Origin of the sequence: Bradyrhizobium sp. LLZ17 (genome assembly GCF_041200145.1) — a bacterium.
Taxonomy (GTDB): domain Bacteria; phylum Pseudomonadota; class Alphaproteobacteria; order Rhizobiales; family Xanthobacteraceae; genus Bradyrhizobium.
The window spans coordinates 3,523,420-3,546,671 of sequence record NZ_CP165734.1; the positions used below are offsets into that span (position 1 = coordinate 3,523,420).

Sequence of the window (23,252 nt, forward strand, 5' to 3'; positions counted from 1 at the left end):
GGATCGCTCAGAATTATGCGTTTCAAGGGCCTCGATCTAAATCTTCTCGTCGCGTTCGACGCCCTTGTGACGCAAGGCAATCTCACTTCGGCGGCAAGAAGCATCAATCTCAGTCAACCTGCCATGAGTGCCGCCGTCGCGCGGCTTCGCACTTACTTTCGGGATGAGCTATTCACCATGAAGGGGCGGAAGCTTGTCCCAACCCCGCGGGCTGAAGCGCTCGCCGCCCCGGTTCGCGAGGCTCTCGCTCACATTCAGCTCTCCATTATTTCTTCTGACGGCTTCGACCCGTCGCAATCGAATCGACGATTCAGGATCATCCTGTCCGACTTCATGACCGTCGTGTTTCTTCGAGGGGTCGTGGACCGCGTCGCGCTTGAAGCTCCAACGATCAGTTTTGAGTTGCTGCCGCCCGCAGAAGAACCCGATGAGCTCCTCCGGCGCGGTGAAGTCGATTTTCTCATGTATCCGCAGATGTTCATGTCGAGCGCGCATCCGAAGGCGGCTCTGTTCGAAGACACTTTCGTTTGCGTGGGCTGCCCCATGAACAAGCAGCTCGCATCGCGACTCACGTTCGAGAAATACATGTCGATCGGGCACGTGGAAGCCCAGTTCGGCCGCTCGCTGAGGCCCTCCTTCCACGAATGGCTCTTGCTCGAGCATGGTTTCAAAATCCGCACCGAGGTCGCGGTGCAGGGTTTTGGTATGATTCCGCCCATGTTATTGGGCACCAACCGTATAGCGAGCATGCCCTCAAGATTGGTCAGCCATTTCGCACAGACGATGCCGCTGCGGGTTGTCGAACCACCGCTGCGACTTCTCACATTCACCGAGGCCGTCCAATGGCCCGCTATTCATAATACTGATCCCGCAAGCATTTGGATGCGCAACATATTCTTCCAGCAGGCATCCACGATGGTCTCTCGGTCCGAAACCAGTCAATGTCACGGCCCGTCCTAGGATTGTTCGGGCCGGTTGCGACCTGCCCTCGGTTAACCGGACCCACGCCAGGCTCGAAGCCCCGGTCTTCTTTTGACCTTGGGGCATAGTGGGAATTAGCGCGCTTAAGCGCAGTTTGGTCGGGTCGCAGGCGCTGTTGATATCGCGCCGCCGGGACGATCCTGCGCATCGTGCAGCTCGCTTGGCGGCTAAGGACTTCTCGCTGATTCGGAGGGGACTGCATCAGAGAGTGCATGCGCCAGCCTCAGACCGCGTAGAATGATGCGGCTCACCGGTGAACAATATTCGCCTCAGCACGACACTTCCTTGAATCGAACGCCGCGTCAGGTTCAAGGCCAACAACCGAGAGCGAAGTTGCGGATTGGCATCGCTGTTCGCCGAACTGGCACATCTCATTGTCGTCAACGGCGATTGAGTTAGTCCCGAAGCGCGCCAGTCGCCAGGAGCCTACATGGCTGGTGACCGGCAGGGACGGTTTCCCGCCGTTCGTGCCGAATCAACAAACTAAGCCGAACGCAACCGCCGCCCACTATCACGCCGGCAACCGCCAGCTCGCGTAAACCCGAGAGGGCGAAAACACTGCGCGTGTTTGCGCAAGGTCGCGAAAGCTGGGAGAACTTAATCTCGACGGCGCTTACCTTACTCTTGTTGTACGCGAAGCCGCTGATTGAGCGCAACTGCAAGCTCGCACGCAGCAGGATGGCCGAGATCAGCTCGCGGCATTTTCCGGCTGCGCGCGTGTTCCGGTGAGGAGTGGTCATGTTGAGAGGACGCCACCCGTGCCAACGTGGGACCGCGTAAGCGATCGCCGCTCCCATTGGCAAGCCTGCTGCTCCTTCAGCTTTCGATCGCTTCGGCCCACATGTTCACCCCAGCCTCATTGGGTTATGGGCGCACGGCTCTTTTTTCGGATGTCGCGACAATCGTGTTTTTCGAAAGCTCGCGGCATGACTCGCGCGACGTCAACCCGGTGCACTCGAGCTGCTGCCTCGCACGGCTGACCCCGAAGCGCTGCTTTAGTGCGGTAAGACGATTTGTCTAGCTTTTCCGAAGCATCTATGTCCAGCGCGCACGCCAAAAGCGATACTGTTTGAGGATGGAATTGAGTGAGTGAGTGAGCGGTCACACGAGCAAGCCAATACCGCGACAGATCGCCGTTGAGCCTCATGTTCGATGGGATACTTGCGGCGACTCCGCCAGACAGTGTCCCCAGATTTGAGAGTAGATTTGAATTGAGCATTATCTTAACACGTGCATCGAACTCCTCGACCACACTATAGCATTAACGCTGTCTTGCTATTGCGGCCCCGTATAGGGAAGCGGCCAGGGCTCGCCAAGTGATTTTGAAGACAAAGCCGCTACGGCATCTGCCGAGGATGTAGTGCGCTCCGCCACACTGGTCCGGCGCACGCCTAAAAATGCAAGTTATTGCGGTGCCTCATTCTCCCGGCGTTTGCGACGGTCGACCTGCGCCGTCGAAGAGCAGCCATCATCTTCCGGCACTCAAAACCTGGGCAGCGATCACCCGGCAATGCCGTCGAGCGCACCGTGCCAACACAACAGGACTAGCCGAGGATCGAAAAAGCTGTTAGGCGCCGAGCCCGCCGCCGCGCCACGACGTGCTGATGGGGGTGATCTGCGATAATCAACAGGAGACATTGCACAGTTTCAGGTAGCGCACTGTTGGGCAACGGGAAGCAAACGCCGTGTTGCACAATGGCACCACGTGGACGCGCCTGTCACATTCTTTCGCGCACGTCGCCGCTCCGTCTCCTTTTTGCCCCACCACAGCCAAACGGCCTCGTCACGTGCGGCGCGAGTGCAATCATCAAAGGAGGTTTCTGTTGGATAAGCCGAGCGGAGTCTATGATCCGGAGGATCTCGCGAGCTTGGGAAGGCTTTTCGATCAAACAATGGCGTCTTTACCGGCATGCATGCGAACCAGCGAGAATCGCGTGGCGATCGCCAGACTTGTAATGCAGCGCGCAGCGAGGGACGGATTGGCGTCGCTCGCGCACTTGATGCTTGCACTTGTCTCAGCCACCTGAGCCACGGCATGCGCTCGGTCGTTCTGTGCTCCGCAGAAGAGACGCATCATCTAGATCATTGAAATAACTTGATTCTCACGTGACGTCAGGTTGTAGGCTTGCAAATTGAGGATCATGACAAACGCCACACCACGACGGCGCCGATGGCGCATTGGAGAACTTGCAGAGGCGACCGGTGTAACGGTACGCACTCTTCATCATTACGAACATACCGGGTTGTTGACGGTCTCGGAACGTACCGATGGCGGTCACCGCATGTACGATCGTGAAAGCCTGCAACGCGTCTCCCAGATTCGTGCGCTACGTGAGCTCGGCTTCTCGCTTCCTGAGATCCGCAAGGCCATCGAGGGGCGGACATCTCTCACGGACCTATTGCGCAACCATCTGGAGCGCATTGAACTTCAAGTCGCGCGGGCGACATTATTACGGGATCGATTGCGCACTATGACGACGCAAGGTGAGACAGAAGTCAGTGTGGACGAGCTGCCGGCCACGTTAGATGCAATGTCGCGGATTGAGGAGCGCGCCCCGTCTGCGATCTGCACGTGCGCCTCTAACGCTAGCCGCGAAGATCGGTGGCGGAAGATTCGGGACGAGCTACGAAGCTGCATGGATCAGGATGAGCCTCCGTGCTGTGAGCGGGCAAATGCAGTCGCACGTCAGGCTCGTTCGCTGCTGACTGAGATTGCAGGAGTTGATCTGACTGTCTCGATGATACTTAAGGTGCTGACGCGATTGACCGAACCACACAACCTCGCCGGCTGGGATGCGAGCCTCATGCGATACCTCGATCTCGCCCTCGCCGCGCTGGAGGACCAGCTAGGAAAGAGTTGAGCGCACCCGTTGCCGCGCCCTGCTACTGGAATGTCTCTAAACCGAATGAGGTGTTGTTGATCCTGTCTGACCGAGGATGGTTGGTCCGTAGCAGTCGCCTCGGACGCTGCGTTCTCAGTACTTCTTTGGGTCTTTCGACTCTGTGGATCTTGGCAATCAACCTCAACGAACTCGCTTCGAAGCACTTGATCTGTACGTAGCGTCAAATTGTACCTTCTAAACGCATCGACGCAGCGGCGGAGCGACAGACAGAGCGCCGGTTAAACCGAGGGAGCCTCCAATGATCGGCATCAGTTTCGGAAGTTATCGGTGAGAGTTCTCCGCCAGAACACGTCGGTGGGTGATCGTCGGGCGCTATCCAAGCACCTCGTCGGCACACGTCTGTCGAGCACCGGAGATTGGCGAGTGTACCGGGCACCGGCAAATTGTTCCATATTGGTGGTGTCAGGCCTTAGACGACGGATTCTCCTGACCAGTCCGGCAACGTCCATTCGTCCATGCTCGCCCGAAAATGCTGGCTGAACCTGGCACAACCTGAGCCTATTCGTATCCGGCCTGAGTTCATTCAAACATCACCGCACCGGACTGCTGGTCGCCGCGTCATTCCAGGATGGCGAACCAGACCAAGTCATAGTGCGAGACAACGGGAGTTCTACATGTCGATCTTTCGCGTTCACAGGCTTGCAGCTGCTGCGCTCCTTTCGCTCGCCCTGAGCTCGAGCGCCAGGGCAAGAGATGTTTACATTGCCATAGCGGGTCCAATGACGGGAAGCACTGCGGCGCTGGGCGCGCAGATACGCGATGGAGCGGCCGCAGCTGTAGATCCGATAAATGCATCGGGTCTGCTGCCTGACACAAGGCTCATATTGAGGATCGCCGACGACGCATGCGATCCCAAGCAGGCCGTCGCTGTTGCCAATCGCCTGACAAGTGACGGGATCAAGCTCGTCGTTGGTCACTTCTGTTCATCTTCGTCGATTCCGGCTTCAGACATATACGCTGAAGCGGGGGTTGTTCAGATTTCACCTGGCTCGACCAATCCCCGTCTGACAGAGCGTGGTCTAACCACCGTGTTTCGGATTTGCGGCCGCGATGACCAACAAGGTAGGGTTGCAGCCGAATACATCGCGCGGCATCACCGAGGCGCAAAGCTCGCAGTCCTCGACGACAAGAGTACAGCAGGCAAAGGGATCGCCGATATCGTTGAATCCCAGCTTCGTGCAGCCGGCGAGCACACTTTTCGACAAAGCTATGTTGCCGGCGAGAAGGACTACACCGCTCTGGTTTCAAGACTGAAGAGAGAGGGCATCCAGCTCGTCTATGTCGGCGGCTATTACAACGAGATCGGGCTGATCGTGCGTCAAGCAGCGGAAGCGGGCGCGCGCCTGACGATGATGGCCAACGATCCGCTAATGACAAGCGACTTTTTGGCCATTGCCGGCGACGCCGCAAACGTCACGCTCTTTACCTTTATGCCGGACCCGACGACGAATGCTGCAGGGGCAGCCGCTGTCGCCAAGCTCCAGGCCGCAGGTTACACGCTCTACGCTTATGCCGCGGTTCAAGCATGGGCAGACTCGGTCAAACGGGCCGGCAGCTTCGATGCCACGCGGGTCGCTGCGGCCCTACGCTCGGACTCGATCGAAACGGCCATTGGCACGCTTCGATTCGACTCCAAGGGAGACAATGCGGCTCCTGGCTTCATTGTTTACCGCTGGCGCGACAATACCGTGGAAGCGGTCGAGCAGAACTGACCGCCCGCCCCAACACCGCACGGAGCCTTCGAATGATGAACCACCCCCGACATGCCGAATACGCGATGGTCACGTGCCTCGTAGTAGCCGCAGTCGCAGCATTTCTCGTCCTCGCAGCAGCGCTATCACAGCTATCGTGCGCGGCCGAGGAGCCGCCCGAAGAGTACGTTCCCATTCGCCTGGTGCCACTGCAGTGAGCATCAATTCCACATTCGTAAGGCCAACGAATATCGGTGCCTTCCTCCAGCTACCGAAATTGATGCGTGCCTCGCTCTCGGGAGCGAGCTGTCACGGCCCCTTTAGAAGGAACGTGCCTCGTGGAACGATGTCAGTCACGCGTGGTCTGCCTGCGGATTGCGCGAGTGCAAAACGATTGTTAGCTGCGCTGTTCGGCCCAGTGGACGTGGCGTTCCATCCCCTCCTGGAAGCAGGCATTCGCTCGGAAAATGCCGTGCGACGCCTGATCGGTGCTGATCGGTGTAGCGGACCTTGAGACGGAGTCCGATCCGGTACGGTCCTTAGATCTGAGTCTGCCCCCCAACACTCACATTCATGCACGCCTCGCGCTTCGCGGGATCCGAAGATAGCGCACGCACCACGTAGGCTCGACGAACGCCCTCAACTACTCTCGTCGACAAAAAGGGAGAACACGACTTTGGATGCAAAGCTGCAGACTATGCTTTCCTCGCTCTCGCCGGTGGCTCGCGAATTGGATGCTCTACCGTCTGGGCGGCCCGCCCCGGACAATGATTGCGTGAAACTGAACACGAATGAGAACCCGTTTCCTTTGCCGGACATCGTGATGCGAAGCGCAATTGCAGCTCTTGAGCTGCAATACCGCTACCCGGAAGACGACAATGTCAGCTTGAGGCGAGCGGCCGCTTCTGCCTATGGCATTGCAACTGATCGCGTGATCGCTGGCAACGGATCGTCTGAACTGCTCAGTCTGATTTACAGAGCCTTTCTTGCCCCGGGTGACGACGTCGCAATGATGTCGCCCGGCTTCTCATTCAATCGCAAGCTTGCCATGTTGCAAGGGGCCTGCTTCATTGAAATTCCTTGGTTTGAACCGGACTGCTTGCCGATGGACGAGCTGCTTTTCGGTCCGGCTAAACATGCCAAGTTCATTCTACTGGCCAATCCGAACAATCCGACCGGAAGCTTTGTTCCGCTCGCTGAGATCGAACGCCTCGTGACGCGATCTGACCGATTGATCGTGCTGGACGAAGCTTACGTCGATTTCGCACCTGAGGACGGCCTACGCCTCGTTGAGCGCCATTCGAATCTTTTGGTCCTGCGCACATTTTCCAAGAGTTATTCCGCCGCTGGCATTCGCATCGGCTTCGGTTTCGGCCATCCCGAGCTGATTGGGCGGCTTCGCAACATCCAGAATGTTTTCAACATGAATGTGGTCGCTCAAGCGGTGGGCATAAGCGTCCTGGCGCATCGCGACGCCTTCGAGGAGAACCATCGCCACGTCAGGCTTGAGCGGCAGCGCGTAGCGGCCGCCCTCTCAGAATTTGGATTCTCTGTAACGTCTTCCCAGGCGAATTTCCTCCTCGCCCGTGTGCCGGTAGGCCAGGGTGGCAGATGGTGGCAGGCGGCCTTGGAAGACCAGAAAGTCCTTGTTGCGTTCTTTCCGGATGGCGGCCTGGAAGAGTGCATTCGGGTTAGCATCGGCACAAAGCGCCAGATGGATGCTTTTCTGGCGGCTGTCGGCATCATTCTTAGGAAAGTGGGACGCCGTGGCTAGTGGCCCCTTCAACGCATGTCACAGATCCCGCACGTAATCGATCCTGACGAACACCTGATGCACCTTCGCGACGCGGCTGGAGTCAGTTTTGTCGAGCCGGCGCATTGCGAGCGAGCACTTTTTGCACCCCGGAACCCGGCGGGGCTACGGTCCTGTCTATATAGGAGATAACTGAGTGAGAAACGTTCTTCCCTCAAACCTGACCTGCGGGATCTTTGATCACCTTGACGAGGACGGGCGCGATATCGCACGGCAATACGCGGACCGCCTCACCCTCGCAGAGGCCTACGATCGGCTCGGTTTCTATGCCTATCATCTGGCGGAGCATCATTGCACTCCCCATGGACGGGGTCCATCGCCGAACTTGTTTCTGTCGAGCGTCATTCAACGCACACGGCGACTTCGCGTTGGTCCCTTGGTCATGCTGCTCAACCTCTACCACCCGCTGCGCGCATTCGAGGAGATCTGCATGTTGGATCACCTGAGCAGCGGCAGAGTTGAGGTCGGTCTTGGTCGCGGATCCCTACCGATCGAACTGAGCTACTTTGGGGTTGGAGCCGATGTTGCTTCGAGCCGTTACGAGGAAGCTTCCCAAATCTTCGTTGGCGCGATGAATGGCGGTCCGCTCTCATACGAAGGGCAACATTTTGCGCTGAGCGACGTTCCCTTGACATTTGCACCTCACCAGCATCCTTGTCCTCCGACATGGATTGCTACAAATCGGCCAGACTCAGCCCGTTGGGCGGCGGCAAATGGCGCCAATCTCGCGTGCATGGGCGCCTCTTCTGCCGTTCGCAAGATAACCGACGTCTATCGCGCCAATCGAAACATGAAGGGTGATGCCAATGGTGCAGCACCATTTCTGGCATTGCTCCGCATGGTTGTAATTGCCAGCTCTGATGCAGCGGCCCGCTCCCTCGCGGCGCCAGCCTACGAAACATGGCTCAAGAGCTTTAAGTTCCTGTACGAGCTCAATGACATCCCGCCTCCATCCAACCTGCCCCTGACCTTGGATGCCGCAATTGAGAGTGAACTGTGCGTTGTCGGAACCCGCGCTTCGGTGCGTCAAACTCTTCTCGATCACCTGGAAGAGGCAGGGGCCAACTATCTCCTTTGCCAGCTCGCCTTCGGATCCCTGTCACTGGATGCCTGCCTCAACACCGCAACTGCGATTCACTCCGAACTCATAGCGGCAGAGCGATGACGGTGACCCAACAGCGATTCCAAACAGTTCGCGCTTGACCCGACAAACAAATGGCAACACCGAGACCAATGAGTACCGCAGCCGAATGCATCGATCATCGATAAGGCCGCCCTCATGATTCAAATGGCTTTTACGCCTATGCGACCTTTTCGACTACATCACCAAACAGGAGGATTGACGGCAATAATTGGCCTGGCCCTCACTTTGCGTGCGTTGAGATTGCCGGAGCAGTGGTATGCTTGGACAGGTGAGTTGGCTCACGCTGATCCCGCTTTGGCGCGCCAGTTCCTCGATCTCCTTGCCCACGAATCCAACGTGTGGCTTATCGCCCGAGCGGCCCTGTCGTGACGCGGTCGCGGCAGCGCTCCGCCCAGACGGAGGAGATCGCTCGCAAGCTCGAGATCGTGCTGGCGGAGTTGGCTTCGCTGCGCATTCTGCTGGCCGCGCACGGCATTAGCAGCCCGCGACCTCTCGATGAGGACTACCTCACTGTTCAGCGATTCGCAGTGATGAACCACATAAGCCCCGAAGCCGTGCTCTCTCGGATCCGCCGCGGCAAGTTGCGCGCGGAGAAACGCGGCGGCCGCTGGTGGGTAAAATGCGCGGTTTGCACAGCATAGCCGTGCAGTGACGAGAACAGTAAGAGAGACGGGATGAATCAATCCGAGATACGGAATCCGGCACATGGAAATGATCTGTGCGTGTTAAGTTGGTATCTCTTCTGGGCTCGACCGGACGGCCGATGAAGACTCAATAGATCGATCGAGGTCAACGTAGCGCACCACCAACACACCGTCGACAGATCGGGAGGCTCGATCTCGATGCACCCATGCAATCACAAAACGCGCCGGGCCCGAGCACCGGGATATCGAATGACCACCTTTGCGTGACCGGGATTACTCAGTGGATACCGACTGGTCAACAGAGCGATGCGAGTGAACAACCGGAAGAGCGCGGTCGCGTGGCAGTAGACGTCCAGGTCCGATTTGCTGGCAATATTGTGGCAACAGAAAACGGCGCACACCCTCGGTTTTGAAGGTGAGCACGCGCCTGGCTTACGGCCTCGAGCAGAGGAGAGATAGATGCTTTGCTCGCAATCGCACTCTTTGCGAGTTCCCCTGAGGCATATCTTGAAGGTCCGGCTCACGCCCCTGTGGCGTCAGAGGAAATTGGCCCAGTCATTCGCCTGTACGCGGTCGCCTGGCGCGCCGGTGTCAAACAGGGACAGATCTGATTTCGCCGGGATGGTCGCTAGAATCTGGCTGGAGAAGGAGATGGCCAATGATGTCACCAAGACTGATGTCAGTCCTCGGGTCGATGGTAGCAGTCGAGCGTATGTTTTGGAAATTTCGAGAATTGATCGATGGCGACAGCTCGATCTCACCTGACATGCGAGATACGCTTCATGTAATACTGGACGCAAAGCTTCTTTCCGCAAAAGATAAGATTGTGACCGACGCGCGCGCTGCGATAGACGCAACTCCCGATTTGTCGCAGGCAGTCCGCGACCGAGCATTCAGGTCGCTCGATTTTGCGATGAGAATGTTTATGGCGAGCGAACGGCGCCGCACGCAGGACCCGCTTAGCCGAGTCGATACCTGCAGCGCTAATCCCAAGATGCATTGATCCATGCCGCTCACCCATCGCTCGCCGCAACACTTGGCTGTGCATGGTTGATGTTAGCCGAGGCGCTTCGATTGAGCTCCTGAGGAGCTTTGAAGCTGGTGGAATCGAACGACAGCGACCTCGCTAGTTGATGAATCTAATGTCTCCAGGGGCCGGCAGGCTTGCTTCGAACCTGCCGAAAATGCTGCAGGCTCCGGTTTGTCTCAAGCATCCGGAAGCAGGCTCTCTCTGGCCATCTTTAACGTCCTCTTCGTCGAAGCCAATATGCGATTCCCCTCAGCTCTGGCGCTTATTCATCAAAAGGGCCGGCCGCTCGTTTCATCGGGCAGCGGCGTGGGCTCAACTCTGTTCGTGGGAAGCAGGGCTTGAGTTGATTTAGCTCAAGCACCAGGATTTGCGCTTTCGTGCGATGGCTTGATGCTTGGAGATGACCTTCACCGACCGAAGGTCGCATGTTGAGCCATTCTTCGGTATGCGCCTGACCAATTGGATCACGACCACGCTTCAGAGGATGAGTGCGGCAGCCCACTGCACTGCAGTGCGACGGCCTGCGGCTGCCCGAGCTATCGCCAATTTTTGGTGACGACCGGGCCCGGTCAGGCGGCGGCGGTTATGGGCTGACGGTCAGTCGGTTTAGCGACGACCTCGATCCCGTCGTTGAATGTCACACCAAGAACGAGTTTTGGCAACTGGTTGTGGCCATCGAGACGGCGCCAGCTTTTGTGTGCGGCCTCAAGCAGTTTGAAGACCATCGCGAGCGCCGTCCTGTTGGATAGGCAGCCTTTCGATCGGATGGTGCGGTGGCGCACGGTGGCGAAGGTGCTTTCGATGGGGTTGGTAACCGGTATGAGAGTTTCTCGGTGCCGATGTTCCGCTGCGATATTCAAGATCGTAGCGTATGGTGCGACCATCGGGACAGACGCACCGGGAGCACGAAGGTGCGGGCAGGCCGATGCATTCGATGAGCCGCGAGCTCGAGTTAGTAGCTGGCCGCCTCTGCGACTCGCCCGGTTGCGCTGAGAGCGCGAATCCGTAGTTGTCGTGTCGCCCGTAGCTCCCGTCATATGGTCTGATTGGCAGGAGGTGCGAATGCGACGGGTGATTGGCATCGACGTCCACCGAACTTTCGGGGAGGTGGTGATTTGGGAGGATGGCAGGCTCCGACATGCGGGCCGCATTGATATGACGCGGACTGCGTTGGAGGGTTGGCAAGACCCTGCTGGCCAGTGATGAGGTGGTGGTCGAAGCGACCGGCAACAGCATGGCGGTATCGCGGGTTCTGGCACCGTTCGTGGCACGGGTGATTATCGCCAATCCGCTGCAGGTGAAGGCGATCGCCCAGGCTCACGTCAAGACCGACAAGATCGATGCCGGCACGCTCGCCAGTCTGCAGGCGGCTGGGTACCTGCCGCAGATCTGGACGCCTGACGCGGAGACGGAACGCAAGCGTCGGCTGGTGGCGCGGCGCTACCAGGTCGTGCGGCATCGCACGCGGCTCAAGAACGAGGTGCATTCGATCCTGCACGCGCACCTGATCCCGAAGTGCCCGCATGCCGATCTTTTCAACGGCCGCGGCCGGGCGTGGTTGGTCGCCCAACCGTTGCCGGACGATGAGCGCGCGGCGATCGATCGGCACGTCCGCGAGCTTGACCGGCTGGCGGAAGATTTGGCCCTGCTCGACCGCGAGATAGCGCAGGACGCCATCGACGATTCCGCGGTCAACAGATTGATGACGATCACCGGCGTCAACTTGGCGGTCGCTGCCGGCATCATGGCGGCGATCGGCGACATCAGCCGGTTCAACAGCCCGCAGAAGCTGGTGAGCTATTTTGGGCTGAACCCGCGGGTGCGGCAGTCCGGACTGGGCGCCGCCCATCACGGCCACATCAGCAAGATCGGCCGCAGTCACGCGCGCGCCATGCTGGTCGAGGCGGCCTGGGCAGCGGCCAAGGCGCCCGGTCCGCTGCATGCGTTTTTCGTGCGCATCCGCGCCCGGCGCGGCCATCAGATCGCCGCGGCGGCCGTGGCGCGGAAGCTCACCGTGCTTTGCTGGCATTTGTTGACGAAAGGCGAGGATTACCTGTGGGCGCGCCCGGCACTGGTCGCCATCAAGACCCCGCGATGCAGCTTCAAGCCGGACATCCGCAACAGAAAGGCAGCCGGCGTGGGCCAGCGTATGCCTACAACATCAAGGCATTGCGCGACCGCGAGATGTTGATTGCCGCACAGGCGGAGCAAAGCTACGAGCGTTTGGTGACGCAATGGAAACCACGGCGGCCAAAAACCGGCGCGCGGGCGCCTCAGCTCAGCAAGACAAAATAGGGCAGCCTGGTGGCGCTTGCAGCCGATGCGCCACGCTTCGCCACGAGGTCGCCCGCGCCCGCCAAGGATTAATCCGCCTGACGGCAAGTGCCAGCCAGGAATGCAGTCCCGTTCCACGCCAGCACGCCGCCGTGCTCGGGCCGGTCAAGGCCAAGCCTTGCGGTGGCCGCAAACGCGGCCAGCCTTGACCGCCCCTGCGCGCGGCGGCTGCGAGATCGATGGCCGGGACGGAAGAATGGCCCGCGGCGCAGCCGAACAAAAGAATAAGAATGGACGTACGCGATTTCTGCAATCGTCATCTCGGTCATGAAAAAAATCGCTTGTCCATCTCATCCGTCGTCCGCAAGTGTTTCCAGTGCTCCGCCGGGAAGTCGTAGAAAGCCAGCAGCGTGTCCCGATCCTTGTTCAGGCAGTATGCCGCCTTTTCGTATTTCAGCGCGTAGCTCTCGATGAAGGCGTCGAACGCCAGCTCGGCGGCGACCTTCGTTTCAGCCATCCAGATCTCCTGCAACGCGCGTTTGGCTTTCGGCTGCTGGCTCTTCGGCAGTTTGCCGAGCACGTTGGCGGTCTTGTGCACCCAACAGCGCTGCTCTCGCGTTTTCGGCCAGACCTCACCGGCGGCCTTCCAGAACCCGAGTGCGCCGTCGGCGATGGCGAGCCGCGGCGGCACGTCGAGCCCGCGCCGCTTCAGATCGAGCAGCAGATCGCGCCAGTCGTGCGCGCTCTCGCGGGAACCATCGGTGAAGCCGACCAGTTCCTTGCAGCCTTCCGGCGTCGCGCCGATCAGCACCAGGATGCACTGCTTTTCGTCCTCGAGGCGGGCTTCGAGATCGATGCCGTCTGCCCAGATGTAAACGTAGCGCTTCGCCGACAGATCGCGCCGCTGCCACGCGGTGTGTTCATCGAGCCAACCGTCCTTCAGGCGACCGATGGCGGAGGCCGACAACCCGGCAGCATCCTTGCCGAGCAGCGCCGCCAGCGCCTCCGAGAAGTCGCCGGTGGAGATACCCTTCAGGTAAAGGATCGGCAGCAGCGTCTCGATCGATTTCGAGCGGCGCATGTAGGGCGGTAGGATCGACGGAGAGAACCGGATGCGACCAGGATCGGTAGCGGCCGCCTCGCGATCGCGTACACGTGGCTGGCGGACGGCGACCGGACCGATGCCGGTCATCACCTCGCGTTCCGGCAGGTGACCGTGGCGCACGACGCGTTGGTGGCCGTCCGCGGTCTTCAAATCGGCATGCTGGCCGAGAAAGTCTGCGACTTCGGCCTCGACCGCCTTGGCGAGAAGGGCACGTGCCCCGTTGCGCAAGACTTCTGTGAGTTGATCGTCGAAGATTCCTGGCTGAATCAGCTGGATGACGTTATCGTTGAACACGGCATATCGCTCCTTCGGTGGAGAAGTGGAGGCGTCAAGCACCCCCACGATATGCCGCCTTTCCGATTCCCGCCGTCACCAACTTTCAGCGATAGCTCCGGCTGCCCCGACGCAAATAGTCCAGGCGTCATAATAGCACGCCGACTGCGCAATGAGATGGCTAGTCTCGTCCACGTTTCAGTTCCGAACGAAAGTCTTCTCCGTTGCCCCCGGCCGGCCCTGCAACGATCACGGCGTGGGCTGTTCCGCGCGGCAGACTCTGCCTGACCCGCGCACACTGCTGTTGCAGGCCAACTCTAGTTGAAATGCATTTTGGCTGGAGTAGCCAAAGGGACTTGAATCGGACGTAGCGTCACGTTGTAGGAACGAGGCATCCGCCGCCTCGGGCCGACCAACTAGTCAACCACCGATGGCGGGAGGTGACGTAACACATCAAAGCAATCCTCCGGATTAGACATCGAGATGGCAACAGCACTCCTTTTTCTAACTATGATCTTCTTCGGCGGCTTTGGATTAGGATATGCTGTGCGCAGCTGGCGTTCTCGCAAACGACGTGAGCACGCCCGGCTCTATGGTGCTCTCTTTCATTCCGGCACTTCCGCTCCGCCGCCGCTCCGCGTTCCCCCGCGCCCTGGTTCCTAACGCCGCATTCGGCCTTGCTCAAACAAGGAGATGGCCGATCCGCCGCGCCAGTGCGAACGCCCTCCGTCGCCAGTTCGTCGGTGCAGATTCGCAAGGCAGAGCGGAGGCGACCGCGCGCTCGCGTGGAAACAGTCTCAACGACACGATGTAACGTGAGACTGATCGCCAGTTTGACCCGCGACACTGCGCGGTGAAGACTGCGAGTCAACCGGTCTCGGATCATTGGCTCGGCGCCGGTGGATTCGCAACCGGCCCCAGCCTGACAACATACAACTGTGTGATCTTAGGATGTGCGGAAGCCAATGCCGGACCGAATTGCAATCAGCGCTGGTGCGACCCGCGGCGAAGATATGTTTGGCACGCGCGCTAGCGCTTGAACTGAATGCGACCGCGAGCAAATGCTCGGTCGCGTGGGCCCAAAGATAGCTTAGGGTGGATGAAACGCGGGCTGCTGATTTCAGCGGACTAAGCGCACCGCAAGCCAAATGATGCCCAGCCACACGGCAACTGAAAAGAGCAACGCGCTTTGCAACGTCCTTGCTCTTATCCTGTGACGCCATCGAAGGAGCTGCGATGAGCAACCGGTGAAGCGCCGACCCCGTACTACAGCTATGACTTCATCGTAATCTGTGAATCGGAAGTGAGAGCGATGGTTACGAATATATGCCAGTCGCTCGGTGGGTGAGAGGCACTGTGCCCACACCTCCCATGCCTCATCATCAAAACACGCGCTATTTTCAAGGACTTCGGCGAGGCGCTCGTCAGGCTTCATGATGCATCCGCTGTACTGACCATTGCGGACCGAGTTCTACGAAGGAAGCCTCGCGTTCGAAACTCTCAGTTTAGGTAGGCTAGCTCAGCGAATCGAACTCGGCCGGGAAGCATTGGTCACGGTCAACGCGGCGTTGATCCGTTGATCCTGACGCGAGATCGAATTCGAAGTCATGCAAGGGCTCTGGATTTCTCTTCTCGTCCAGTGCGGACCGGGACGGGCATCGAAGTGCTGTAGAAGCTGAAGGAGAGCGAAAGGGGTTCCATGTCGACGCCGTCGCAACGATCGGCGTTCAAATTTGGCTCTGACTCACTTTTGATGAAGTTTAAGCGTCGGCTCGCGTTGGTTTCACAAAGGAATCAATATGATGCAGCGAGCCCTACGTCCGTCGGCCTTGGTCCCTCGCGGATTTGACGTGGAAAGCGCCTCTACGACCGTGATCACCGTATGCGCCACGAGCGGAACGAGTCTCTGTCCCAGCTGCGGGACCAGTTCTGGGCGGATCCATTGCCGATATCAGAGGCGCCTAAATGATCTGCCGCTGGCGGGGCGGCAGGTTCGCCTGGTGGTCGTGGCGCGCCGCTTCCGCTGCGTTACTGTTCTATGCGGTCGGCGTATTTTCACCGAGCGCTTCGACGAGGGCGCTCTGGCACCGCGGGCGCGGCGAACGACCCGGCTCGATCTGATCGTCCATCACCTTGGGCTTGCCTTGAGTGGTCGCCCGGCGCCGAGTTTTGCCCGTCGATGCTGCCCGTGAGCAACGACACATTGCTTCGGGTGGTTAGAAAGCGCGGGTGTCCGCCCTTTGCTCCGCCGAGCGTGATCGGAATCGACGATTGGGCCTAGCGGCGCAATCAGAGGTACGGAACGATCATCTGCGGCCTCGAGCCGCGACGACCGATCACTCTCTTACCCGACAGAGAGCCAGCCACTGCGCAGGCCTGGCTCGCGGGCCAGCCACAGATCGCTGTGGTCGCGCGCGACCGCGGCGGTGGTTATGCCCTTGCTGTGGCCAAGGCACTCCCGCATGCCACCCAGGCCGCCGACCGTTGGCACCTCATGGAGAACGCCAGTCACGCCTTCGTGGATGTGGTTCGCAAATCCATGCGCCAGGTCCGCATCGCGGTCGGCTCCGCCACCATAAAGCCCACTTTATTGACCGCCGCCGAGCGCATTCAATATGAGGGCTATCTTCGGCGAGAAGACACGAACGCGGCAATTCTCAAACAGGCTGAGACGGGCGTCTCCATAAAGGAGATCGTACCGCTCACCGGCCATAGCCGGGGCCTCATCCGCAGGGTATTGCGAGGTCAGCGATCCGACGTGTTCAGGGTGCGCGAGAGCTCGCTCGAGCACTACCTGCCATGGCTGGATGTTCAGTGGGCCGCTGGCCATTGTAATGGCGCCGACCTTTGGCGTCGCCTCAAGGCGCAGGGATTTAGAGGCTCGGTGCGGGTCGTTGCCGAATGGGCGACATGCCGTCGGCGTGCCGAAACGCCCGATGCTCAGAACCTGCAGCGCGTACCATCCGCGAGAACGATCGCGCGCCTGATGACCAATGGCCGCGATACGTTATCAAAGTCAGAGACCGTCACCATTGCGGCGATTGAGCAAGGCGTTCCTCTCCTGGTGGAAGCTCGAGAGATCATAGCCGCTTTCCATGCGATGATCCGCAAGAAGGCCCACGGAGAGCTTGAACCATGGTTGGAACGAGCATGCGCAAGCCTCGTCATGTCTTTCGCCAACGGCGTCATCAAGGACAAGGCCGCCGTCAGCGCAGCGATCACGACGTCCTGGTCCAACGGACAGACCGAAGGCCAAATCACCAAGCTCAGACTGGTCAAGCGCCAAATGTACGGACGCGCCAAGCTCGACTTGCTGCAGGCTCGGCTAATCGGCTCCACATGACCCGTGCTGCACCAAAACGCGTCAGAGCCAATATTGCAGGCCGAATGACAAGCATTGCGGCGGTGGGAGATGATCTCGCAATGCCGGAACCTGATGTCAATCGCGTTGGACTGGGGGTCTGACTCACTTCCGATCGAAATTGCGTCAGACCCGGACTGGGACCCCGATCGGCGTCCAAAGGGCTTATTCCATGCCGAAATACAAGCCCCGGCCCATGGGCCGGTTTTTTTTGAGTGTTGGTCTGCTGTACAGGAGCCATACGCGGTTTTATGACATTCCGGCAGGCTTGGGCAGGTATGTCGTCGCGGATCCGAGCCCGAAAAGCTCACATCGCGAGAATGTCACAAATCGAGCCGAACCCGGCAGATGAGTACTGTATTCTGTGATGCTGCTGTTCGAGTTGGCACCCTGGCGCTGACGAGCCTGTTTTTGCTCTGGGGGCCTACTCAGCCTCACATTCACAGCGACTACCCCCTAGAGAGCCCGTCCGTAGAACAAGGGAATCGTGCGCTTAGGTTTCCGGCTCGATTGGCAGCCAGATTCACCGGCAAGAGGAACATCCAACTGTGCGCCCATCCTTGAGCGGGCAGCAGCACAGCCTTGAGGGGCAGGCTACGCGCCGATGACTACGCTTGCGCTGAAGATCACTCTGACCGCACGCAATCAACGATGCGGCGAATGGTCCGCCCTCATGTCCAGCCCGCGTCGGACTAACGGAGTTCGTGTGAACCTCTCCCACTTTCGACCCACGACCAACCACCATCGGCAGAATACGTTTTTCTACCGATGACGATCGGGACGACACACTTGCCAGCCTATTTATGGGAACAGCGGCTGCATCTAAGGCGATATCGGAGTGAGCGCGCCGCTCGCAGCTATTGTCAAGAAATGACATCGCTCGCTTCCCTCGGTTGCATATATGAATTCAAATAAGACCAAGGCGAATCGCCTTGACGACGCAGTGGGTACGGCTATTCGTCCCTAGCTTTCGCATTGCGTTCTTGAGGTGAAAGTTGACGGTATTCTCGCTGACCTTCAGAATCACGCCGATTTCCCAAGATGATTTTCCTTGTTCGACCCACCGGAGGCAATCCTTCTCTCGTTCGGATAGAGCCACTTGCATTTGGCATCTGCCCTCCGATGAAGGCGCGATCTCTGCAAACGCATGATGAAACTGCCAAGCCAATGCGTTGAGATGACTGAGACGATGCTCAGGGTCGGCATCGTCGAAGCTGGACGCGAACGATACGACGGATAGCCGTCCAAATGGTCCAAACAGTGGCACGGTCACGCCATGCTTCAGGCCGGCCTCTCTGGCCTCATTCAACACACGCGTTTCGCCCGGTTGCAATTGATGTTTGTCGGCGAGTTGATCCCACAGAAACGGCGCCGATAGCATCGTCGTCCGCCGAACCACGGGGTCAATGGCATTGTACCTACGTTCAGAATACCGCTCGCACCAATCGGAAGGAAAGTTCACCGTCACTGCCGCTCGGAGATACTCTGGCAGGCGAGTCGGCCCCGTGTTGGTCAGTGACCCGTAAGCCACTTGACTGAAGCCCTGATCGCTCGAACAGCTCACAAGCAAATCGAACAGCGCCTTGAGAGATCGCGTTTGTTTTGCACATTCAACGAAGCTAAATAAGTCCATTTGGCGCCTCGCGCCGCCGACTTAGGCAGGCCGGTACTGCGTGGTTTGACTGAACTTGTCTGAAGGGATTTCGGCGCCACCTCGGGCTCCTCTTGCTTGCGAAGTTCTCGACCGAACGCGACAAGCATACTTCTCGTCGCACGCTGCAGAGCGCTCTTTCTCCCGGTCGGTTACTCGCTTGATGGAGCGTCTGTGCATGTGCTTCTTTCCCGACGGACGGACGGACCTGAAGCGATCCAGCAAGTGTCGTACCAGCTCATGCGCTCGCGAAATCTCGCACAATGACAGGCAATTTGAGACACCGGCTCTAACGCCATCGCAACGATCACTGTCGCAACTGCGACATTCGTCGCGAGTGCGACGGCGTTGCTGGCGATATTGGCAGCACATTATATTCTGTACTAGCACGCTGCCGACCTAAGATGTTTAACTTTGACCAGCCTCCCGCCTTTCCTGCGACATTGCTGCTCGACGAAGGTTGCAGGGCACGGTCAAAGAGCAAAACTGCTGCGGTGTCGATCATTCCCGGGACACCAAGTCTCGAGACTGCCGCACGGGCTCGCGCGAAGGCGCCATCCGCTGCGGCTAGACAGCAATACGCAGCCGCGCCTGCGATCCAAAGTAAGCGTAGCTCTGCGGCCCTTTTGATCGGTGCTTGACGTGTTTATTTTGACCGCGTGACGCGTCGCCGCGGCTTCCATTTTTCGGATAGTGCGTTGACGGCGGGCTCAAGCACCTTCCACTCGACGAGGTCGGGATCGAACTGTTCGCCCCCCAAAGGCGCATTCGTGCTCCGGATGGGCGTGGTCGCCGATGGCATCGCGATATTCGGCATCGCGTGACGCACCGCCGACATCTTCCGGAGGAAAACGACCGGCGGCCTCGAGCAAGAATGGAAGGCCGTCCGTCGACCTGTTGTCGAACTATTTTTCAACCTCGATCACATGATCCCGGCTGTCGCCGAAGTCATGGAGATAACGGATCGTCTTGGCGCCGGTCTCATGAAGAACGATGTCGCTGAGCTGCGCCTTGCGGGCATCGATGGGCTGTGACCAAAATCCCCATGGGATCGGGGATACCCCAACGTCCTTCGCCAGCCAGGAACTCAAACAGGTGGCTACCGTCCAGCCAAACGCCGCCTGAAGCGTCAGATGCAGCCGATCAAGGCGCAGGGTAACGGGTACGACAAGGCGACGCATCACCTCCGGTTTCACGTCCTTGAAAGTCACCATGATCCGCACGGAGGTCGTGTTGAGGCTCATGCCGCCAGCCTCGGATGGTGTGCATGCATCGTGTAGGTCGACGACCACGGAAGCAGTTCGTCCAGTCGCACCGCGGGCCAGCCATTGACGAGCTTCGCGAGGACGTCGGAGAGCCAGTGCTCGGCGCTGACTCCATTGAGCTTGCACGTTTTCAATGAGCGAAGCCAGCAATGCCCAATTCTCGGCACCCTCGTCGGAAGCAGCGCCATAATGCCGGGAATCTGGCGTTCGATGTTGTTGTAGCCTATCCATTCCATCCGCTCGTTGGTCAAACCGTTCTTGTGGTCGGTGAGCAGGAACAGAACGGCATTCGCCACTTTTTAATCCGGCAGCCGCATGACGGAACGCTCCACGTTCCAGACTGGATGGTCACCCCACAAGCCGGTTCGACTGCGATTGTTGCCACACCCCCGATTCCGCTTAAGGCCCTCCTTGAGCTTCGCGCCATGCTCGATCATCTCGTAGCCTCTACCGTGGGGGATTCCACCCCCGAAGGAGGAGATGCCAATGAAGATCCCGCTGCGGACGCAATCGGATCTGTTCGCCATCGCCGTACCACCGCCCGAACTGTCGGACGAGGAGAGGCTGAAGGCAATAGTGCTGTTGCGGTGTCTGCTCGTCGAAGCGGTAATCACGCCAACGGCCGGGCAGCCGGTCCAAAGCCTCGCGGAGGTGCGCGATGAGCAAGATCAGCGCTGAGGACCTTTGCCGCGACGCCATCGTCTACATCCGCCAGTCGACATCCTACCAAGTCGCGAACAACCTGGAGAGCCAGCGGCGCCAATATGCCCTCGTCGACCGGGCTCGCCAATTGGGCTGGAGCGATGTGCAAATCGTCGATGATGATCTCGGCCGATCTGGCGCCGGCACGGCTCGACCCGGCTTCGAGAAGCTTTTGGCAGCAATTTGCGAGGGTCGGGTGGGCGCCGTTGTTTCGCTGGAGGCGTCGCGGCTCGCGCGCAATGGCCGCGACTGGCATACTTTGCTTGAGTTCTGCGGGTTAGTCGGAACACTGATTGTCGATGAAGACGGCATTTATGATCCTCGCTCGATCAACGATCGCCTCCTGCTTGGCATGAAGGGCACGATGAGCGAGATGGAGCTTTCGCTATTCCGGCAGCGCTCCCTCGAGGCGCTTAAGCAGAAGGCACGCCGTGGAGAGCTCCTAGTGACCGTGGCAGTCGGCTACGTCAAGGCCGAGGATGGCCGGATCGAGAAGGACCCGGATCGGCGCGTCCAGGACAGCATCGCCCTGGTGTTTCGCAAATTCGCCGAACTGCAGTCGATTCGGCAGGTGTTGCTTTGGTTCCGGGAGGAGCAAGTCGTCGTTCCGGCGGTCGTTCAAGGCCATGGCAAGCAAACAGCCGAGTGGAAAGCGCCAGTCTATTACACACTGCACCACGTGCTGACCAATCCGGTTTATGCCGGCGCATACGTGTTCGGCCGGCGCGGCACGCGCATTGTGATCGAAGGTGGCAGAAAGCGAGTCGTGCGCGACAGTATCCGTCGGAACTGGAAAGACTGGGAAGTTTTGATCCGCGACCATCACGAGGCATATATTTCCTGGGAGGAGTTCGGAAGGAATCAGCGTCTGATCGCCGACAATGCCAACGGAAAGAGCTATTTGGGCCGCGGGGCTATCCTGCGCGGCGAAGCTCTGCTGCCTGGTCTGTTCCGTTGCGCTCGCTGCGGCCGCCGTTTGCATGTCGCTTATACCGGCAAAGGCGGCAACACCCAACGTTATGTTTGTCGCGGGTCATTCGGTGCCAAAGCCGTCAACAACTGCATAGGCTTCGGTGGTATGCGGGTTGACCGCGCCGTTGCCCAAGACGTTCTTGACCGCCTGCAGCCGCTTGGAATCGAAGCGGCGCTGGCCGTCCTTGAGGCACAAGGCCAGGAGCACGGCGATAAACGACGGCAGGTCGAGAACGCTTGTCGGCAGGCTCGATACGAGTGGATCGGGCGCGCCGGCAGTATGATGCGGTCGATCCGGATAATCAGCTCGTCGCCGGAGAGCTCGAGCGACGCTGGAACGAGAAGCTAAGCCGCCTGCGCGAGCTCGAAGATGAGCTCGATCGCTTCGCAGCCGAGCAGATGCCGATGGTGTCTACTGAGGATCGCGCAAGACTGATGGCACTCGGGAAAGACCTCACTCGGGCATGGGATAGCCCAGGAGCCTCGGTCGAGACGCGTAAGAAGATCATTCGCTTATTGGTCAAGGAGATCGTCGTCGATATTGTGGACGACACGCTCTCTCTTGTCATCCATTGGCAAGGCGGCGATCACACCCGACGGATCGTAAAGAAGAACAAGATCGGGTTAACTCGCTGGGCGGTAGCGGCTGATACGCTCGATCTCGTCCATGTGTTGGCACGCCAGATGCCGGACCAATCGATCGCGGCCGTCTTAAATCGAGCCGGGAAATCGACCGGAAGAGGCAATAGCTGGACGCGTACCAGAGTCTGTGGCCTGCGCAAGACCCGCGGCATCGCGCCATACCGCGATGGCGAGCGCCTGGAGCGCGGCGAAGCGACGCTCGACGAAGCGGCGACGATCCTTAAGATCAGCCCGTCAACAACCCGCCGTATGATCAACCACGCAGGTTAGCAGCACATCAACTTTGCAAAGGCGCCCCTTGGATCATTCGGATCTCAGATATCGAGAACGGCCGGTCCGCATCGCACGCTCGACCGCATTCGTGTCCATCTCGATACGCCCGTCATCAAGGTAGAGCGTCAAGCCGTCCCAATGACGCGGCGCATAACGCAAAGCCTTCGCCGTGTCCCTTTTCTGCGCAAGGTGATCAAGCGTTGCCTCAAACCAAGGCCGCAGCCAAAGGCGGGGCATGCGCTTGTCGGCCCGCGCGGCGCTCGGCATCAGATCGACCGCGGAGGGCCTTCTCGACCGCATAGAGCTGGGCGATGCGCTCAAGGGCCTCGCGGGCAACCGGAGCCGGTGCGGACGAAGCCTCGCGTTCGATGTTCACAAACTGGCGCCGTAGATGCGACCAGCAGAAGGGCAGCGTGCCCCACAGCGCGTCCGCACGCGTCTCTCGGTCATGGCCCTGTAACCCTCATAGCCACCGCAGTGGATGATTGTCGGCGCGTGAGACACTGATCCTGCTGTGCGAACGTGAGA

Annotated in this window: 12 protein-coding genes and 8 pseudogenes; 13 read left to right on the forward strand and 7 right to left on the reverse strand. The window is 59.2% G+C overall.

What is annotated here, in order from left to right:
- Positions 1-15: 15 nt before the first annotated feature.
- The 7 genes from AB8Z38_RS17185 (at position 16) to AB8Z38_RS17215 (ending at position 10,179) form a co-directional block, all read left to right on the forward strand.
- Complete coding sequence (locus AB8Z38_RS17185; protein WP_369726225.1) at positions 16-960, forward strand: LysR family transcriptional regulator; 945 nt, start codon at positions 16-18, stop codon at positions 958-960.
- 2,162 nt (positions 961-3,122) lie between these two features.
- Positions 3,123-3,842 (forward strand): MerR family transcriptional regulator, encoded by a 720-nt coding sequence (locus AB8Z38_RS17190; RefSeq protein WP_369726226.1) that lies wholly within the window; start codon positions 3,123-3,125, stop codon positions 3,840-3,842.
- 656 nt (positions 3,843-4,498) lie between these two features.
- Entirely contained in the window at positions 4,499-5,596 is a 1,098-nt protein-coding gene (locus tag AB8Z38_RS17195; protein WP_369726227.1) for a branched-chain amino acid ABC transporter substrate-binding protein, read from the forward strand.
- Positions 5,597-6,272: 676 nt separating this feature from the next.
- Positions 6,273-7,349, forward strand: a complete 1,077-nt coding sequence (hisC, locus tag AB8Z38_RS17200) for a histidinol-phosphate transaminase (RefSeq protein ID WP_369726516.1) — start codon at positions 6,273-6,275, stop codon at positions 7,347-7,349.
- Positions 7,350-7,524: 175 nt separating this feature from the next.
- Positions 7,525-8,553 carry an LLM class flavin-dependent oxidoreductase gene (locus tag AB8Z38_RS17205; RefSeq protein ID WP_369726228.1) on the forward strand — a complete coding sequence of 343 codons (1,029 nt, stop codon included), beginning with the start codon at positions 7,525-7,527 and terminating at the stop codon, positions 8,551-8,553.
- 317 nt (positions 8,554-8,870) lie between these two features.
- Positions 8,871-9,173 (forward strand): hypothetical protein, encoded by a 303-nt coding sequence (locus tag AB8Z38_RS17210; RefSeq protein ID WP_369726229.1) that lies wholly within the window; start codon positions 8,871-8,873, stop codon positions 9,171-9,173.
- A gap of 661 nt (positions 9,174-9,834) precedes the next feature.
- A complete protein-coding gene (locus AB8Z38_RS17215) occupies positions 9,835-10,179 on the forward strand; it encodes a hypothetical protein (protein ID WP_369726230.1) in 345 nt (114 codons plus the stop codon).
- Between the two features lie 596 nt (positions 10,180-10,775).
- Here the strand turns inward: AB8Z38_RS17215 and AB8Z38_RS17220 are convergent.
- Positions 10,776-11,018 (reverse strand): annotated as a pseudogene (locus AB8Z38_RS17220) (IS256 family transposase); the annotation flags it as partial.
- 268 nt (positions 11,019-11,286) lie between these two features.
- Between AB8Z38_RS17220 and AB8Z38_RS17225 the strand changes: the two are divergent.
- Positions 11,287-12,501, forward strand: a pseudogene (locus AB8Z38_RS17225) (IS110 family transposase).
- A gap of 68 nt (positions 12,502-12,569) precedes the next feature.
- On the opposite strand, the gene AB8Z38_RS17230 reads toward AB8Z38_RS17225, so the two are convergent.
- Positions 12,570-12,809: a hypothetical protein gene (locus AB8Z38_RS17230; RefSeq protein WP_369726231.1), complete on the reverse strand. Its 240-nt coding sequence runs from the start codon at positions 12,807-12,809 to the stop codon at positions 12,570-12,572.
- A 5-nt stretch (positions 12,810-12,814) separates the two neighbouring features.
- Positions 12,815-13,879 (reverse strand): annotated as a pseudogene (locus tag AB8Z38_RS17235) (IS256 family transposase); the annotation flags it as partial.
- Positions 13,880-15,660: 1,781 nt separating this feature from the next.
- Between AB8Z38_RS17235 and AB8Z38_RS17240 the strand changes: the two are divergent.
- A pseudogene (locus AB8Z38_RS17240) lies at positions 15,661-17,201 on the forward strand (ISL3 family transposase).
- A 925-nt stretch (positions 17,202-18,126) separates the two neighbouring features.
- Here AB8Z38_RS17240 and AB8Z38_RS17245 read toward each other — a convergent pair.
- The 3 genes and pseudogenes from AB8Z38_RS17245 to AB8Z38_RS17255 all read right to left on the reverse strand — a co-directional run.
- Positions 18,127-18,852 (reverse strand): LuxR family transcriptional regulator, encoded by a 726-nt coding sequence (locus AB8Z38_RS17245; protein WP_369726232.1) that lies wholly within the window; start codon positions 18,850-18,852, stop codon positions 18,127-18,129.
- Positions 18,853-19,580: 728 nt separating this feature from the next.
- Positions 19,581-20,114: pseudogene (locus AB8Z38_RS17250) on the reverse strand (plasmid pRiA4b ORF-3 family protein).
- Positions 20,111-20,318: pseudogene (locus AB8Z38_RS17255) on the reverse strand (transposase domain-containing protein); the annotation flags it as partial. The pseudogenes AB8Z38_RS17250 and AB8Z38_RS17255, both read right to left, overlap by 4 nt.
- Between AB8Z38_RS17255 and AB8Z38_RS17260 the strand changes: the two are divergent.
- The 4 genes and pseudogenes from AB8Z38_RS17260 to AB8Z38_RS17275 all read left to right on the forward strand — a co-directional run.
- Positions 20,285-20,515 (forward strand): annotated as a pseudogene (locus AB8Z38_RS17260) (hypothetical protein); the annotation flags it as partial. The pseudogenes AB8Z38_RS17255 and AB8Z38_RS17260 overlap by 34 nt on opposite strands.
- A 106-nt stretch (positions 20,516-20,621) precedes the next feature.
- Positions 20,622-20,813 (forward strand): hypothetical protein, encoded by a 192-nt coding sequence (locus tag AB8Z38_RS17265; protein WP_369726823.1) that lies wholly within the window; start codon positions 20,622-20,624, stop codon positions 20,811-20,813.
- A complete protein-coding gene (locus AB8Z38_RS17270) occupies positions 20,794-22,158 on the forward strand; it encodes a recombinase family protein (protein ID WP_369726233.1) in 1,365 nt (454 codons plus the stop codon). The genes AB8Z38_RS17265 and AB8Z38_RS17270 overlap by 20 nt, the downstream gene beginning before the upstream one ends.
- Positions 22,068-22,721 (forward strand): hypothetical protein, encoded by a 654-nt coding sequence (locus AB8Z38_RS17275; RefSeq protein ID WP_369726234.1) that lies wholly within the window; start codon positions 22,068-22,070, stop codon positions 22,719-22,721. Before AB8Z38_RS17270 ends, AB8Z38_RS17275 begins: the two co-directional genes overlap by 91 nt.
- Positions 22,722-22,787: 66 nt before the next feature.
- On the opposite strand, the pseudogene AB8Z38_RS17280 reads toward AB8Z38_RS17275, so the two are convergent.
- Positions 22,788-23,210: pseudogene (locus tag AB8Z38_RS17280) on the reverse strand (transposase); the annotation flags it as partial.
- Positions 23,211-23,252: the final 42 nt, after the last annotated feature.